At 67.1% G+C, this 16298-nt stretch carries 12 protein-coding genes, 1 pseudogene and 2 riboswitches; of the genes and pseudogenes, 4 read left to right on the top strand and 9 right to left on the bottom strand.

Annotated elements, in window-relative coordinates:
• Nucleotides 1-108: 108 nt before the first annotated feature.
• Nucleotides 109-1155 (top strand): hypothetical protein, encoded by a 1047-nt coding sequence (locus ACQ66H_RS01090; RefSeq protein ID WP_430432454.1) that lies wholly within the window; start codon nucleotides 109-111, stop codon nucleotides 1153-1155.
• 16 nt (nucleotides 1156-1171) lie between these two features.
• Here the strand turns inward: ACQ66H_RS01090 and ACQ66H_RS01095 are convergent, their stop codons facing one another.
• Together ACQ66H_RS01095 and proC are read right to left on the bottom strand one after the other, a co-directional pair.
• Nucleotides 1172-1738: a YggT family protein gene (locus ACQ66H_RS01095; RefSeq protein ID WP_430432455.1), complete on the bottom strand. Its 567-nt coding sequence runs from the start codon at nucleotides 1736-1738 to the stop codon at nucleotides 1172-1174.
• A 52-nt stretch (nucleotides 1739-1790) separates the two neighbouring features.
• Entirely contained in the window at nucleotides 1791-2603 is an 813-nt protein-coding gene (proC, locus tag ACQ66H_RS01100; RefSeq protein ID WP_430432456.1) for a pyrroline-5-carboxylate reductase, read from the bottom strand.
• Between the two features lie 398 nt (nucleotides 2604-3001).
• Between proC and ACQ66H_RS01105 the strand changes: the two genes are divergently transcribed.
• The gene (locus tag ACQ66H_RS01105) at nucleotides 3002-3673 is read left to right on the top strand and encodes a hypothetical protein (RefSeq protein ID WP_430432457.1); all 672 of its coding nucleotides are present in this window, start codon (nucleotides 3002-3004) and stop codon (nucleotides 3671-3673) included.
• A gap of 215 nt (nucleotides 3674-3888) precedes the next feature.
• On the opposite strand, the gene thiC is transcribed toward ACQ66H_RS01105, so the two are convergent.
• Nucleotides 3889-5817 carry a phosphomethylpyrimidine synthase ThiC gene (gene thiC, locus ACQ66H_RS01110; RefSeq protein ID WP_430432458.1) on the bottom strand — a complete coding sequence of 643 codons (1929 nt, stop codon included), beginning with the start codon at nucleotides 5815-5817 and terminating at the stop codon, nucleotides 3889-3891.
• 49 nt (nucleotides 5818-5866) lie between these two features.
• Nucleotides 5867-5973, bottom strand: a riboswitch (TPP riboswitch).
• Between the two features lie 115 nt (nucleotides 5974-6088).
• Between thiC and ACQ66H_RS01115 the strand changes: the two genes are divergently transcribed.
• Nucleotides 6089-7606: a surface-adhesin E family protein gene (locus ACQ66H_RS01115; protein WP_430432459.1), complete on the top strand. Its 1518-nt coding sequence runs from the start codon at nucleotides 6089-6091 to the stop codon at nucleotides 7604-7606.
• A gap of 87 nt (nucleotides 7607-7693) precedes the next feature.
• Here the strand turns inward: ACQ66H_RS01115 and ahcY are convergent, their stop codons facing one another.
• Nucleotides 7694-9103 (bottom strand): adenosylhomocysteinase, encoded by a 1410-nt coding sequence (gene ahcY / locus ACQ66H_RS01120; RefSeq protein ID WP_430432460.1) that lies wholly within the window; start codon nucleotides 9101-9103, stop codon nucleotides 7694-7696.
• Between the two features lie 73 nt (nucleotides 9104-9176).
• Nucleotides 9177-9274: riboswitch (S-adenosyl-L-homocysteine riboswitch) on the bottom strand.
• A 126-nt stretch (nucleotides 9275-9400) separates the two neighbouring features.
• On the opposite strand from ahcY, the gene ACQ66H_RS01125 reads away from it, so the two are divergent.
• Nucleotides 9401-10870, top strand: coding sequence for a C13 family peptidase (locus ACQ66H_RS01125; RefSeq protein ID WP_430432461.1), 1470 nt, complete (start codon nucleotides 9401-9403; stop codon nucleotides 10868-10870).
• 9 nt (nucleotides 10871-10879) lie between these two features.
• Here the strand turns inward: ACQ66H_RS01125 and ACQ66H_RS01130 are convergent, their stop codons facing one another.
• The 5 genes and pseudogenes from ACQ66H_RS01130 to rng all read right to left on the bottom strand — a co-directional run bounded on the left by ACQ66H_RS01130 (nucleotide 10880) and on the right by rng (nucleotide 16278).
• Entirely contained in the window at nucleotides 10880-11260 is a 381-nt protein-coding gene (locus tag ACQ66H_RS01130) for a hypothetical protein (protein WP_020647593.1), read from the bottom strand.
• Between the two features lies 1 nt (nucleotide 11261).
• Nucleotides 11262-13340 carry a protein kinase domain-containing protein gene (locus tag ACQ66H_RS01135; protein ID WP_430432462.1) on the bottom strand — a complete coding sequence of 693 codons (2079 nt, stop codon included), beginning with the start codon at nucleotides 13338-13340 and terminating at the stop codon, nucleotides 11262-11264.
• A gap of 7 nt (nucleotides 13341-13347) precedes the next feature.
• The gene (locus ACQ66H_RS01140; protein ID WP_020162973.1) at nucleotides 13348-14220 is read right to left on the bottom strand and encodes a Tll0287-like domain-containing protein; all 873 of its coding nucleotides are present in this window, start codon (nucleotides 14218-14220) and stop codon (nucleotides 13348-13350) included.
• Nucleotides 14221-14338: 118 nt separating this feature from the next.
• The gene (locus tag ACQ66H_RS01145) at nucleotides 14339-14722 is read right to left on the bottom strand and encodes a YkvA family protein (protein WP_232415935.1); all 384 of its coding nucleotides are present in this window, start codon (nucleotides 14720-14722) and stop codon (nucleotides 14339-14341) included.
• Between the two features lie 102 nt (nucleotides 14723-14824).
• Nucleotides 14825-16278 (bottom strand): annotated as a pseudogene (gene rng, locus ACQ66H_RS01150) (ribonuclease G).
• Nucleotides 16279-16298: the final 20 nt, after the last annotated feature.

Genomic DNA, 16298 nt, shown 5'->3' on the forward strand with positions numbered 1-16298 from the left:
GGACGCATGCAGGCCCGCCTGCATGCGTCGCCGACTGCACGTGGGCACGTGCGCGCGCTTCACTTTCCGGGTGGCACATCGAGGTCAGAACCCAGGAGGCACAGAACCGTGAAGGTCGCCGCCAGCACTGTACAGCTTGAGTCCTCGCACGCCGAATCGCGGCGTCTGCAGGTATCCGAACGACTTGAAATGTGGACCGGCGAGCGTCGCCGCCCGGCTACCGACGGCCCACCCCCTTCGCGCAGCGAAGCGCGCATCAGCCTGTCGCCAGCGGCGCTCGCTGCGCAGCAGGCCGACCCCGTCGAGGCACCGGACGGGATCGAGGAAGCCGTGCGCAACGATCCCCGCCTGTCGCTGCTCATCATGATGATCGAGAAGATCACCGGTCAGCCCGTGCGCTGGCTGCGCAGCGTGGACATGCCGACCGCGGCGCCGCCCGCGTCCTCCGGCTCCGCCGCGCAGGCGCAGACCCAGGCGCCGCAGCGTGCCGGCTGGGGCATCGAATATGACTACCACGCCGAGTACAGCGAATCCGAAACGACCACCTTCGCCGCCGAAGGCACGGTGCGCACCGCCGACGGGCGCGAGATCGCCTTCAAGCTCGAAAGCGAGATGTCGCGCAGCTTCAGCATGAGCGTCAGCGAATCCTTCCGTGCTGGCGACGCCGTGCTGAAGGATCCGCTGATGCTGGACTTCGCTGGTCCGGCGGCGGCGCTGTCCGACGTCCGCTTCGCCTTCGATCTCGACGCTGACGGCAGCAAGGAGCAGGTGCCGCTGGCCGGCGGTCGCGGCATGCTGGCGTTCGACCGCAATGGAAATGGCCGCATCGACGACGGCCGCGAACTGTTCGGACCGACCACCGGCAACGGCTTCGAGGAACTGTCCGCGCTGGACGAGGACGGAAACGGCTGGATCGATGAGGCCGACAGCGGCTTCGCGCAGCTGCGGCTGTGGCGCCCGGACGCCGAAGGCGCCGGCACGCTGCAGACGATGAAGCAGGCCAACGCCGGTGCCTTCTACCTCGGCCGCGTCAACACGCCGTTCAGCCTGCGCAACGCCGCCAACGAAACACTGGGCGAAATGCGCGCGACCGGCATCTACCTGCGCGAGGACGGCACCACAGGTACCTTCAGTCAGGTCGATCTGAGCGTCTGAGCGACAGGCGGCGGCGTCAGACCAGCAGGCCGAACAGCTGCCGCGACAGCGCGTCGATCAGGTAGAGCACGATCTGCAGGATGAGGATGAGTACCAGCGGCGACAGGTTGACGTTGGCGATCGGCGGCATCACGCGCTGTATAGGCTGCAGGAACGGACGGGTCAGCGCATTCATCATGCTGCCGATCGGATTGCCCGGTGACATCCAGCTCATCACCGCGGAAATGATGAGCACGATGATCAGGAACCACACCGACAGCCGCGCGATCTCGATCACGCCGCGCAGCAGCGCGAGCGTTATCAGACCGTCGGCACCGATGCTGCCATGCAGCAGCGCACCCACCAGGATCAGCGCCACCTGGATCAGCCAGGCGACCACCAGCGTCGCCATGTCCAGTCCGAACATGGCCGGTATCACGCGCCGAGCCGGCAGTACCGCCCAGTCGGTGGTCTGTATCACGAAGGCACCGATCTGGTTGCGGAAGCTCACGCGCGCCCATTGCATGTAGAAGCGGGCCAGCAGCAGCGTGGTGATGAAACTGGCGACGGCGTTGAGGACGAGCAGGGTCAGGTCGGTCAGCATGAGTTCGTGTCGTTGTCGTATCGCGTGAAGACAGTGGTGGCCGGGCGCCGGTTCAGGCGGCGCCGAGCTGGTCGCCCAGTTCCGCCCCGCGCGCCGCAGCGGCGGCCAGCGCACGCACGATGGCGTCGCCAACGGCGTCGGCATTCATCGACTTCAGTGCCGCTTCGGTGGTGCCGCCCTTCGACGTGACCCGCTCACGCAGCGTGGCCGGCGATTCAGGGCTCTGTGCCGCCAGCGCCGACGCGCCGGTGAACGTGGCGATCGCCAGTTCGCGCGCCTGATCGGCGGTGAGCCCCAGCGCCTCGCCACCGCGCACCAGCGCCTCGATGAAATAGAACACGTAGGCCGGGCCGCTGCCGGACACCGCGGTGACCGCGTCGATCAACTTCTCTTCGTCCACCCACACCGTGCGGCCGACCGCCGACAGCAGTTCCTCAGCGCGGGCGCGCTCGGCGGCACCGACCGATGCATCGGCGTACAGGCCGGTCACGCCGCGCCCGATCAGCGCTGGCGTGTTTGGCATCGCACGCACCATGCGCGCGCGGCCTCCGAGCCAACGACCGATGTCGCTCGCGCGCAGGCCGGCGGCGATGCTGAGTACCGTCTGCCCGTCGATCAAGGGCGCAATGCTGGCGCACACTTCGCGCATCTGCTGCGGCTTGACCGCCAGCACCAGCAGATCGCAACCGGCGGCACTGGCGTCCAGCGCCTCGACCGCACGCACACCGAATTCGCGCGCCAGCCGGTCGCGGCCGTCGGCCTGGAGTTCGACCACGGCAATGTCGGCAGCGATGGCGCCGCGCTTCAACATGCCGCCGATCAGCGCGCTGGCCATATTGCCGCCGCCGATGAAAGTGATCCGCATCAGACTGCCCCACAGAAAGTTGGCCCGCACGTCGGGCCGCAGGGCGCTATGGTAACCGCGCGAGCCGTGCGGACGTGGATGTGTGCGATGTGGTTCGTTGTGTGTGAAGCCGCCCAGTCGCGTTCTTGTACGGATACTCCGGCCGGCGCGGCGCAGTTCGCGAGTGTCGCGGAGACGGACGTCTGCTGACCGTGACCGCTCGCCGGGGGCTATGCCCGTGCCTGCGGGACACAACCGCGTTATGCTTTTTAACTTGTCCCTGTGTTGAGGGCCTTGTCCCATGCATATCCGGAGTGCAATCACGCCAGGAGCCGACGCTTCAAACGAAGGGCCTGATGAACGAATGCTCGCGGCCGTCCACGACAGCGCGCCCGCGATCGTCCCTTGTGAACGTTTACATGCGCGACGTGTTCTCGCCCGACTTCTACGCGCGGCTGCTTGCGTCGATTCCGGCGCGCGACCGTTTTCACGACCTGCGACACAAGGACGCGATGCGCGCGGACGGCAGCAGCGCGCGATTGCGCATGTACCTCTACCCCGAACAGCTTTGGCGTTTGCCGGCGAACCAGCGCGCACTGTGGACGGCCGTATCGCGCACGCTGCGTTCGCGGGCGCTGCAGGACGCATTCAAGCGGAAGTTCCGGCAGTCGCTCGAAACCCGCTTCGGCCGTTCCATCGACCAGCTGGATTTCTATCCGATCCCCATCCTGGTTCGTGACCAGCCGGGCTATCGCATCGGCATTCATGCCGACGTGCCGGCCAAGGCGATCACCGTGCAGTTCTATTTGCCCAGGGACGCCTCGCAGCGTCACCTCGGCACTGTGTTCCACCACGGCAGGAGCGGCCCGGACGCGGAGCGGACGGTGGCCATGGATTTCATGCCGGCCAGCGGCTACGCCTTCGCCGTCGTCGAGAAAGAGAGCTGGCACAGCGTGCGTCAGACCACCGAAGCCGACGGCGAGCGCGCGTCCATCATGCTCACCTACTATGTGCAGGACACGCCCAAGGCCTGGATCAAGCGCCGCTGGGACCGTTTTCGCAGCTTCTTTGGTGTGGGGCCGAAAGGCTGAGCGAAGATGCGGCAGGCCCTCGGGTACTGTCGTGATCGGTGGGAGCGAGCTTGCTCGCGATAGCAGCCTTCAGCGAAGCCTGCGGACGGCGACGGCCGTGTCGCGGCCAAGGCCGCTCCCACGAGGATCGCTCGCGATCCGTCACCGGAGCCGAGCTCGTGCAGGAGCGGTCTTCTGACCGCTCCCACAGGTTCCGCGCCCGCGCGGCCTCCACCTCACACCTTCTGGTAGATCTCCGCGCCCGACTTCACGAACTCGACCGCCTTCACTTCCATGCCCTTCTGCAGCGCGTCCTCCTCGTTGAGGCCCTGCTTGGCGGCGAAGTCGCGCACGTCCTGCGTGATCTTCATCGAACAGAAGTGCGGGCCGCACATCGAGCAGAAGTGCGCCACCTTGGCGGACTCCTTGGGCAGCGTCTCGTCGTGGAAGCTCTTCGCCTTGTCCGGATCGAGACCGAGGTTGAACTGGTCGTCCCAGCGGAACTCGTAGCGCGCCTTTGACAGCGCGTTGTCGCGGATCTGCGCACCCGGGTGGCCCTTGGCCAGATCAGCGGCATGGGCGGCCAGCTTGTAGGTGATGATGCCTTCCTTCACATCGTCCTTGTCCGGCAGCCCCAGGTGCTCCTTCGGCGTCACGTAGCAGAGCATGGCGGTGCCGTACCAGCCGATCTGCGCCGCACCGATGCCGCTGGTGATGTGGTCGTAACCCGGGGCGATGTCGGTGGTCAGCGGGCCCAGCGTGTAGAAGGGCGCCTCCTTGCAGTACTCCAGCTGCAGGTCCATGTTCTCCTTGATGAGATGCATGGGCACGTGACCCGGACCTTCGATCATCACCTGCACGTCGTGCTTCCAGGCGATGTCGGTCAGTTCGCCGAGCGTCTTCAGTTCTCCGAGCTGCGCGTCGTCGTTGGCATCAAAGATCGAACCCGGACGCAGACCGTCGCCCAGCGAGAAGGCCACGTCGTAGGCCTTCATGATTTCGCAGATCTCTTCGAAGTGGGTGTAGAGGAAGCTCTCCTTGTGGTGAGCCAGACACCACTTGGCCATGATCGAACCACCACGCGACACGATGCCGGTCATCCGGTTGGCGGTCATCGGCACGTAGCGCAGCAAGACGCCTGCGTGGATGGTGAAGTAATCCACCCCCTGTTCGGCCTGCTCGATCAGCGTGTCCTTGAAGATGTCCCAGGTGAGTTCTTCGGCCTTGCCGTTGACCTTCTCCAGCGCCTGGTAGATGGGCACGGTGCCGATGGGCACCGGAGAATTCCGGATGATCCACTCGCGCGTTTCGTGGATGTTCTTGCCGGTGGACAGATCCATCACCGTGTCACCACCCCAGCGGATGGCCCAGGTCATCTTGTCGACTTCCTCGTTGATCGAGGAGCCGAGTGCGGAGTTGCCGATGTTGGCGTTGATCTTCACCAGGAAGTTGCGGCCGATGATCATCGGCTCGCTCTCCGGGTGGTTGATGTTGTTCGGGATGATGGCGCGGCCGCGGGCGACCTCGTCGCGGACGAACTCGGGCGTGATCTCGGCCGGGATGGAAGCGCCGAAGCTCTGGCCCGGGTGCTGGCGGGTGAGCAGCTTGGCCATCTTCTCGCCGGTCGGGCCGGTGGCGCGCAGGCTCTCGACGTAGGCGGCGCGGTTCATGTTCTCGCGGATGGCGATGAACTCCATCTCCGGCGTGATGATGCCCTGGCGGGCGTAGTGCATCTGCGTCACGTTGCGGCCGGCCTTGGCGCGGCGCGGGTGGCGGTGCAGGCCGGGGAAGCGCAGGTCGTCGAGCGTGCTGTCGGCTGCGCGGATGCGGCCGAATTCGGAGGACAGGTCGGTGAGCTGTTCGGTGTCGCCGCGTTCCTCGATCCAGCGGGCGCGCAGCGCGGGCAGGCCGCGACGGATGTCGATCGAGGCCTTGGGGTCGGTGTAGGGGCCGGAACAGTCATAGACGAAGACCGGCGGGTTCTTCTCGCCGCTGGTGTTGCCAAATGAGCCGGTGGGCGTATCGGCCTGGGAGATTTCGCGCATCGGCACGCGGATGTCCGGGCGCGAGCCTTCGATGTGGATCTTGCGCGAATGGGGCAGCGGCGCGATCGCCGCTTCGTCCACGTGTGCCTGGTCGGCGAGGAAGGTGTCTTTGGCGTTCATGGAAGCTCCTGTGCTTGCTGCGTCGGCGCGGGGAACGCCGGCTTCCATGTCGAGAAGTCGCCCGTTTCCCTACGCCGGCATGATCCGGATCAGGTGTTGAGGGTGTGTCTCAGCCGGCTGCCATGCTTCAGGTCACCGGCACCCCTAACGTGTGCATGAGCACGGTAACCCGCCCGCGACGCGAGCGCAAGGCGTGCCGTTCAAGCCAACGCGCCCCTCTGCCGTAGACCGGTCATCGCCCGACGAGGGCAGAGCCTGAACGAGACCGGACATGACGCAGCTTTCCATCTTCCGACCGACCCTGATCGCGCTGGCGATCGGCTGCGCCTGTGGCGCGGTGCAGGCGGCCGACTGGCACACGATTTCGACCGACCGCGGCAAGAAGATCGAAATCGACCGCGACAGCGTGCTGCGTGCCGAAGGCGGAAAGAAAGTGGCCTGGGGCCGGCTGGTGCTGACCGAGGCCGACGCTGAAAAGACCGGCTACGCGATGGTGCAGGCCCTGAATCGCTACGACTGCCAGAGCCTGCGTTTCGCGACCATCAAGCGCGTCTATCTGGACGCCAACCAGAAAATCCTGCGCGAGGAGCGCACCGGCTCCGACAGCGAAATTTCTCTGCTGCCGGGTACGCTGGACGAAAAGCTGTTCCGCGAAGTGTGTCAGCCGCCGGCCGCCGAAGAACTCCGTCAGGTGGCCGAACAGGCCGGCCGGGCCGCGCGCACCGCCGCCAACGCAGGCGATCTCGGCAAGGTCGAGCGCACCGAAATGGTGAACATCAAGCCCGATCTGCGCGAAGCCGCCGCGCAGGCGCGCGAGGAAATGAGCAGCGCGAAGAAGCCCGCCGGCTCGGCGGGCAAGCCGGAGGCAGCGAAGGCGGAGGCCGGCAAGGTCGAACCGGCAAAGGTGGCCGATGCCGGCGCGAAGAAGCCCGATGTACACGACGCCGCCCCGACGGCGACCAAGCCGCCGACGACGCGCAGCGAAATCCCGCTGCCGCCACCGGCGCCGAAGCCGCGGCCGCGCCCGGTCATGCAGGCGGCCGTTGCGCCGGCCGCCTACGCTGCGCCGAAGAAGCCGGCGCTCGAGGCGGCGACCGTCGCGCATGCGCACGGCGACATCCACTGGAGCTACGAAGGCGAATTCGGCCCGCAGAACTGGGGACGGCTGAAGCCGGAATGGACGAAATGCGCGACCGGCCAGACGCAATCGCCGATCGACATCCGCGACGGCATCAAGGTCGATCTGCCGCCGATACAGTTTGACTACCGCACCACCTATTTCACCGTCGTCAACAACGGCCACACGGTGCAGGTGAACGTCGGCGAGGGCAGCACGATCACGCTGGTCGGCAAGCGCTACGAACTGGTGCAGTTCCATTTCCACAAGCCGGCGGAAGAGCGCGTGAATGGCAAGACCTATGACATGGTCGCCCATCTGGTGCACAAGGATCTGGACGGCAATCTGGCCGTGGTGGCGGTGCTGCTCGACCGCGGCACCGAACACCCGCTGTTCAACACGCTGTGGGCCTATCTGCCGCTGCAGAAGAACGTCGAGTCGCGTCCGGACGTGAGCATCGATCTGGCGAAACTGCTGCCGGAGAAGCGTGACTACTACACCTATATGGGTTCGCTGACGACGCCGCCCTGCTCGGAAGGCGTGACCTGGCTGGTGATGAAGGAGCCGCTGCAGCTGTCGCCGGAACAGATCGGCATCTTCGGCCATCTCTACCGCAACAATGCGCGGCCTGTGCAGGCGGCCAACAGCCGGCTGATCAAGCAGTCGCGCTGAACCGCGCTGGCGCAAAAAAGGCCATCCCTCGGGATGGCCTTTTTCATTGGCGCGGCCCGAAGGGCGCGCCAATCGCGAACCGAATACTCAGTAGCGGTAGTGGTCAGGCTTGTACGGGCCTTCCTTCTGCACGCCGATGTAGCGGGCCTGAGCGTCGGTCAGCTCGGTCAGCTGCGCATTCAGCTTCTTCAGCTGCAGGCGCGCCACCTTCTCGTCGAGGTGCTTGGGCAGCGTGTAGACGCCGACCGGGTACTTCGCGGTTTCGGTGAACAGCTCGATCTGCGCGATGGTCTGGTTGGCGAAGCTCGACGACATCACGTAGGACGGATGGCCGGTGCCGCAGCCGAGGTTCACCAGGCGACCCTTGGCCAGCAGGATGATGCGCTTGCCGTCCGGGAAGATGATGTGGTTGACCTGCGGCTTGATCTCCTCCCACTGGTACTTTTCCAGCGAGGCGACGTCGATCTCGTTGTCGAAGTGGCCAATGTTGCAGACGATGGCCTGGTCCTTCATCTTCGCCATGTGATCGTGCGTGATCACGTGGTAGTTGCCAGTGGCGGTGACGAAGATGTCGGCGTGTTCGCAGGCGTAGTCCATCGTGACCACGCGGTAGCCTTCCATCGCCGCCTGCAGCGCGCAGATCGGATCGACTTCGGTCACCCACACCTGGGCCGACAGCGCGCGCAGCGCCTGCGCCGAACCCTTGCCCACGTCGCCGTAGCCCGCGACAACGGCCACCTTGCCGGCCACCATCACGTCGGTCGCGCGCTTGATGCCGTTGACCAGCGATTCGCGGCAGCCATACAGGTTGTCGAACTTGGACTTGGTGACCGAATCATTGACGTTGATGCCGGGGAAGGCGAGGCGGCCTTCCTTGTGCATCTGGTACAGGCGGTGCACGCCGGTCGTCGTTTCTTCGGTCACGCCCTTGATGTGTTTGATGCGCTTGGAGTACCAGTTGGGGTCACGCGCCAGCGTGGTCTTGATCGCGTTGAACAGGCACACCTCTTCTTCGCTCGCCGGGTGGTGCAGCGCGGTCGGATCGGTTTCGGCCTTGGTACCCAGATGCAGAAGCAGCGTCGCGTCGCCGCCGTCGTCCAGGATCATGTTGCTGTAGCCGCCGTCCGGCCATTCGAAGATGCGGTGGGTGTAGTCCCAGTACTCTTCCAGCGACTCGCCCTTGACCGCGAACACCGGCGTACCGGCAGCGGCGATCGCGGCGGCGGCGTGGTCCTGGGTCGAGAAGATGTTGCACGAGGCCCAGCGGACTTCGGCGCCGAGCGCTTCCAGCGTCTGGATCAGCACGGCGGTCTGGATGGTCATGTGCAGGCTGCCGGTGATGCGGGCGCCGCGCAGCGGCTGCTGCGTCGCGAATTCCTCGCGGATCGCCATCAGGCCGGGCATTTCGGTCTCGGCGATGGCGATTTCCTTGCGTCCCCAGTCGGCCAGCGACAGGTCGGCAATGACGTAATCCTTCAGTTCGGCGGGTGCATTCATTACGGGCTCCTTTTGATGCGGCAGGCGGTGTCTCACCTGCCATCCGCGGCCGGATTGCTGCCCGGGCGGCGGGTTCAGGTGAGCGCCGTTGCAAAAGTGCCCGCGACCGTGACGGTCTGGCGGGGTCCGAGCCTGGGGGCCTTGCGGCACCTTGCAGCGCTCCTCGGAAGCTTTGGATTATAGCGTCGCGTCCCGCATCTGCCGGGTGAAGTACCCGGTTTCACGATCGGCGCCCGCTACAGAGTGCGGCAACGGATAATCCGTTCCCGACCTCCGCACGATTTACGGCATCCGACGATGGAACTGGAACCGACGCCACCCCGCTCGCCTCTGGCCGACCTCGCCCGCAACCTGGGCGCCGGTCTGCGCGCCCTGCTGCTGTGGAAGGCCGCGCCAGCACTGCGCGCCGGCGCGGCGGCCTGGATCGCGCTCGAACTGCTGTCGCTGGCGCTCGATTTCGGTTTCGACTTCGCGCGCGCCGGTCCGGATGGCCGGTTCATGGCCGACGCGCTGGCCGGCAAGCTGTTCCACCTGCCCTGGCTCATGCTCGCCGTGTGGGCGGCTGCCCGTCTGGCCGGCCGGCCGGAGGCCTGGCTGCGTGGGGTGGTCGGTATGGCGGCACTGTGGATCTGGCTGTCGCTGCTGTGGAATGCGCTCGCGCTGCTGCCGGCCGAGGTGTGGGCGGAACTGGGCGATGCGGTGACGCTCGTCTGGTGGGCACCGGCCGCCTGGGGGCTGATCGCCTCGGCCGTGCTGCTGGGTGAGGTGCTCGACGCGAGGCCGGCACGGCGGCTCGGCATGCTGGCCATCGTCGGCCTGTGCTACCTGCTGCCGACCGCGATGCTGGGCACGCAGATGCCGCTGTGGGTGGCCACGCAGACCGATGACGACGACGCCGAAACGGCGCGCTGGCAGGCCGCCCGCAGCGAAGCGCTGATCTACCGCCAGCCCTTGCTGCTGACCGAGGCGATCGCGCGCGTCGAGCCGGGCGAAGCGGGGCGGCCGGAACTCTTCCTGCTGGCCATCGCCGGTCACGGCGCGCAGGACGTCTTCCTGCGCGAGGTGGACAAGGTCGAACGCCTGTTCGCCGAACGCTTCGGCACCGGCGGGCGCAGCATCGTGCTGGCCAACAACCCGGCCACCGTACTCGAACGGCCGCTGGCGACCGTCAGTGCAATGGAAGCCAGCCTGCGCGCGCTCGGCGAACGGATGAACCGCGAAGAGGATGTGCTGTTCGTGTTCCTGACCTCGCACGGCGCCGAGGACCACCGCTTCGACCTCAGCCTGTGGCCGTGGGAACTGGAACAGCTGACGCCGCAGCGCCTCGGTGCCCTGCTCGACGCGGCCGGCATTCGCCACCGCGTCATCCTGGTGTCGGCCTGCTATTCGGGTGGCTTCGTCGGGCCGCTGGCCGGGCCGGATACGCTGGTCATGTCGGCGGCGCGCGCCGACCGCAGTTCGCACGGCTGTTCGCACGAAGCGGACTGGACCTTCTTCGGTCGCGCCTTCTTCGACGAGGCATTGCGCGAAACACCGTCCTTCACCGAAGCGTTCGCCCGTGCCCGCGCCGCGGTCGGCACGCGGGAGGCGGCGGAGGGGCTGGAGGCGTCGGAGCCACAGATCGCCGTCGGCGACGCGATCAAGGCGCGGCTCGATGCGATGGTCGCCGACTGGCCGCGCACGCTGCAGGCGCAGCAGGGTGGTGACGCCGTACGGCCGACCGACGCCGCGACCGCGTCGTCACCGTGCAGCGCGGCGCGCTGCTGAGCCCGCCGTTCAGACGCCGCTGCTGAACCACCACCAGCCGCCGGCCGCGAACACCGCGATGACGACGGCGATGGCGATGTTCCGCTGCAGCGGGTAGCGCTCCAGCTTCACCAGCGGCGTGCGGTAGGAAATGTAGAGGAAGCCGCCGCCGAACAGCGCCAGCACGGCCAGCAGTGACCAGCGGTTGCCGGTGCGCGCGGCCAGCCGCAGCAGCGTGCCGCAGACCAGGATGAGCGCGAAGTAGCCGAACAGCGACAGCGGCGTGATGCCGGTGCACGAGCGCCCGCCGCATTCCGGGCACACGGCCGGCGCCTTGGCGCGGGCGGTCAGCTTGATCAGACGCGCGATGGTGTCCCGCCCGCAGTGCGGGCAGCGGTTCATGGCTGCCATATCACTTGCCGGCGAGGAAGGCGGCGCGCTGCACCGGGTCGGGGATGTCGCGCGACAGCTCGTCAAGCAGGGCCTGTTCGTCGCTCACCCGCTTCAGCGCGCGGCCGACCAGGATGCGCGCCATCGGTCCGATGCGTCGGGCGAGGCGGTGCTCGATGTCGGCGATCAGCGCGTCGTCCAGCGGTCGCGGGCCGAAAGCGCCGCTGCGCGACGGGGTGGTGAGCGGCGCACTGCGGCGCGAAGCGCTGACCGTATCGATCGACGCACTGCGCACCGTCGATGACACGCCGGTGGTGCCGGCGATGTGCCGCTTGGCCTCGATCAGGAAACCGGCGCGCTGCGCGTCGCCCGGAATGTGCGTCGCCAGCTGTTCGATCAGCAGCGCCGGGCTGGACACCTTGGGTCCGATGCGCGTCACCAGCACGCGCGCCATCGGCCCGATGTGGCGGGCGAGCAGCGCTTCGAGCACCGGCGTCAGCGCGTCCTGCGCCAGGCCGGGCTGGGCATCGTCAACGCGGCGGGTGATGCCGCTGCGCGCATCCAGTTCGAACACTTCCTGGCTGCGCGAGGCGATTTCCGCGCGCTGGCCGGTGGCGTGCAGGCCGACCGGCGCGCCGCTGCCCAGCGCCGACACGGTTTCGAAATAGGCGCGCGACACCAGCACCTGACCGGCGCGCGCCAGACTGGCCAGCGTGCGCGCGGCATCGAGGCCGTCGCCGTGCACGTCGAGCGCGCCGGTGCCGGCGCGGGTCACCCGCACCGGACCCAGATTGATGCCCTGACGCAGGCCGCCGCCCTCGTCACCGAGGTCGAGCGCGCGCAGCCGCTGCGCCACCACGCAGGCGTCCTCGGGCTGGCCGAGCAGGCACAGCGCGGCGCCGTCCTCGGTGTCGTGAATGAGCCTGCTGTCGGCATCGACCGAGCGTGCGGCGCGCGCCAGTGCGTCGTCCAGTTCCGATTTGCAGGCCAGTCGCTGTGCGGTGTCGAGATCGACGCTGCGGTCGATCTGCGCATACAGCACGCTGCAGACGATGGTGCGCCGTTCTTCGGAGGCGCCGCTGGCGCGTACCGCGGGCGCCGGCGGCGAGCCGGACGCAAGCGGGCCGCGCGCTGCCGGCACCGGCATGAACACGCGACGGAAGTCGGCCACGCTGCGCGGCCGCCGGGTTTCGTGCGGTTCGAGCGCCCAGTCGATGGCACGCAGCAGCGAAGCGCCGAAGACACCCGCGTCGGCAGCCTTGGCAGCCGGCCGCAGCGGATCGTTGTGCACGCGGGCGGCCGATTCGACCGGGCGCTGTCCGGTCACCAGCCAGTACATGACGGCGGCCAGAGAGTAGATGTCGGTCCACGGCCCCTGGTTGCCGTGCGAGTGATACTGCTCGAACGGTGCGAAGCCGGGCGTCACGATGGCGGTCAGCGTGTGCTCGGCGTCGTGATAGCGGCGTGCCGCACCGAAGTCGAGCAGCACCGGCGTGCCGTCGTCGCGGATGCAGATGTTGGCCGGCTTGATGTCGCGGTGCAGGAAACCACCGTCATGCACGACCTGCAGGCCGTCGAGCAGCGGCTTCACGATGGCCAGCAGCGTGGTGCGGTCGATCGCGTCGTTGCGTTCGCGTACCCATTGGTTCAGCGTGCGGCCCTGCACGTAGTCCATCACCATGTAGGCGGTGCCATTGGCTTCGAAGAAGCGGCTGACGCGCACGATGTTGGGGTGGCGGAAGGTGGCCAGCGCGCGCGATTCGTCGAGGAAGCGGCGCAGGCCCTGCTCGAACATCTCGACCGCCGGCCCGGCGCGCGGCAGCACGCGCTGCGCGTCGCCGCGCACCGCGATATCGGTGGGCAGGAACTCCTTGACCGCGACCTTGCAGTCGAGCAGCGTGTCGTGTGCCAGATAGGTCAGGCCGAAGCCGCCGCCGCCGAGCAGCGATTCGATGCGGTACTCGTTCAGGGCCCAGCCGACCGGCAGCGCACCGGGGCTGGCGTTGGCCGTGGGCAGGAAGCCGCTGCCGGCCAGCACGTCCGAGTTCACGCTGTCTTCGGTGAACGCCTCGTCGTCGTCGCCGAAAGGAGTGGAGCTCACGCCGCGCTCAACTGTCGATCATGCGCATCGCCGTTTCCAGGCTGCGTCGCATGCGGTTGAAGGAGGCGCCGAGCACTGACACCTCGTCGCGTCCGCCGTCGCCGAATTCCGGCACCGAGAAGTCGCCGGTGCTGATGCGGTCGGCGGCGGCTGACATGCGCGCGACCGGGCGGATGATGAGCCACTCCAGCATCAGGTTCAGCGCCACCATGACGAACACGAATACGCCCACCAGCGAGGCCATGAAGGTGGTGAAGGCGCGGTCGGCGTTGCTCACCGGCACCGTCATCGGCACCGACACCACCTGGGCGCCGATGATTTCGTTCATCTTCCAGCCGAAGCCGTTCGCTTCGCCATACACCTTCACCATGCTCGGCGGTGCGGTCGCCGGCGTGTTGTGGCAGGCGAGACAGGCCGGATTGGTGATCTGGATCGGCCGCGCGATATACATGTGGCGACCGGTCGGCGTGTCGCGCTCGCCGGTCAGCTCTTTCACGTCCATCGCGTTGCGGAAGCTGGCGACCAGGTCGGCTTCCCAGTCCGACGCGCGGTCGCGCGGGTTGGACGGGTTCAGCGTCGCTTCCTTGTAGGCGTACTCCGGGTGGTTCTTGCGCAGCTCGTTCAGCGTTTCGGTCGCTGCATAGGCCGGCACCGTCTGCGGCAGGAACTGCTCGGCCAGCATCGGATCGAGGTGGGGCTTGATCTGGCTCACCGTGTAGGCGCGGATGGCGAGCGCGGTTTCCATCATCAACCGGGCGTTGCGCTCGACCTCGGCGCGTGCGTTGTCATGCAGCAGCCGGTGCGACAGCGCCGCACAGGCGGCGAGGCCGATCGCGAACACGCCGATCAGCACGAGGTTGAATTTGAGTCTGAGTCCCATCGCAGGCACCGGTCAGTTTTTTGCCGCGGCCTCTTGCGGGGCCGCTCTGATTGCGGCCCGATTGTAAGTCATTGACGGGATTGCAAGGAATTGTGTCAGCGCAGGCAGGCGCAGCCTGTCACGCTGCCGGGCTCCGGTTCATCCACCACCAGGCGATGGCGGCGATCGACGCCGCCCACAGCAGCAGGATGAATATGCCGGCCGCCCAGTTGGCCGGCAACTTGCCGGCGCGGGCGCGGGCGCGCGCCGCTTCCATCACGTCGGGCGGGATCATGCGCACCGCCAGCCAGATGCCCAGCGGCAGCAGCACCACCTCGTCCAGCATGCCGAGCACCGGGATGAAGTCCGGAATCAGGTCGATCGGGCTGGCCGCGTAGGCGAGCAGGAAGAGCAGCAGGATCTTGGCGCGGCGCGGCGTGCGCGTGTCCTGCGCGGCGACGGCGAGCGCCATCACCTCGAGCTTGATCGCGCGTATGCGCTCCTTCAGTCCGGATCCGGTCATGATGGCCTGCATTTTGTTGTGATCGATTTGCATTCAATCAGACCACAAAAACGCCGTGTCCGTCAGCCTCGCGTTGTCACGCGACGGCCGCGCTCCCGGGACTCAGAGCAGCACGATGTCGAACTGCTCCTGCGAATAGCTCGACTCGGCGTGCAGCGAGATCGGCTTGCCGATGAAGTCCGACAGCATGGCCAGCGCCTGCGACTCTTCTTCGAGGAAGAGGTCGACCACCTTGGGGTGGGCCAGGATGCGGAATTCGCGCGCACTGAACTGGCGCGCTTCGCGCAGCAGTTCGCGCAGGATGTCGAAGCTCATGGTCTGCGCGGTCTTCACTTCGCCGCGGCCGCCGCAGGTCGGGCAGGGTTCGCACAGCACATGGGCCAGCGATTCGCGGGTACGCTTGCGCGTCATCTCGACCAGGCCGAGCGAGGTGAAGCCGCTGACCGAAATCTTCGTGTGATCGCGGCCGAGCGCCTTGTGCAGTTCGGCCAGCACCTGGGCACGGTGTTCCTCGCTTTCCATGTCGATGAAATCGATCAGGATGATGCCGCCGAGGTTGCGCAGGCGCAGGTGGCGGGCGATCTGGTGCGCCGCTTCGAGATTGGTCTTGAAGATGGTTTCGTCGAAATTGCGCGAGCCGACGAAGCCGCCGGTGTTCACGTCTATCGTCGTCATCGCCTCGGTCTGGTCGAAGATCAGGTAGCCACCGGACTTCAGGTTGACGCGGCGCGCCAGCGCCTTCTCGATCTCCTCCTCGACGCTGTGCAGTTCGAACAGCGGGCGCTCGCCGGTGTAGTGCTCCAGCAGCTTGGTCAGCTGCGGCATGTATTCCTCGGCGAAACTGCGCAGCTTCACGTAGTTCTCGCGCGAGTTGACCTGGATGCTCTGCGTGTCGGCGCAGGCCAGATCGCGCAGCACGCGCTGCGCCAGCGTCAGGTCCTCGAACACCAGCGTGGGCGGTTTGGCGGTCTTCGCGCGATTCCGTATTTCCTGCCAGGTCTTGCGCAGGTAGGCGATGTCGGCTGCCAGTTCCTCGTCGCTGGCCGATTCGGCCATGGTGCGCACGATGTAGCCGCCCGGGTCCTCCAGCGGCAGCAGCGCGTGAATGCGCGCACGCAGCGCCTCGCGCTCCTCGGTCGATTCGATGCGCTGCGAAATGCCGACGTGGCGGTCCTGCGGCAGATGTACCAGCAGCCGGCCGGCGATGCTGATCTGCGTCACATGCGCGCGCCCTTGGTCCCGATCGGGTCCTTCAGCGCCTGCACCAGCACGCTCTGCCCTTCGGTCAGGATGCGCTCGATCGGCTTCGGCGGCTCGCCGTTCTGGCGCGCTTCCCAGATGTCGGCGACGTGCAGGAAGGCGGTGCGTTCGAGGCCGACGTCGATGAAGGCCGACTGCATGCCGGGCAGCACGCGCACGACGCGCCCCAGATAGATGTTGCCGACGATGCCGCGCGCGCTGCTGCGCTCGATGTGCAGTTCCTGCACCGCGCCCTGCTGCAGCAGGGCGACGCGCGTTTCCTGCGGCGTGAAGTTGATGAGGAACTGGTCGTTCATGGTGCGGACCGGAAAGTGGG

The sequence above is a fragment of the Methyloversatilis sp. genome (assembly GCF_965284615.1).
Taxonomy (GTDB): Bacteria; Pseudomonadota; Gammaproteobacteria; order Burkholderiales; family Rhodocyclaceae; genus Methyloversatilis.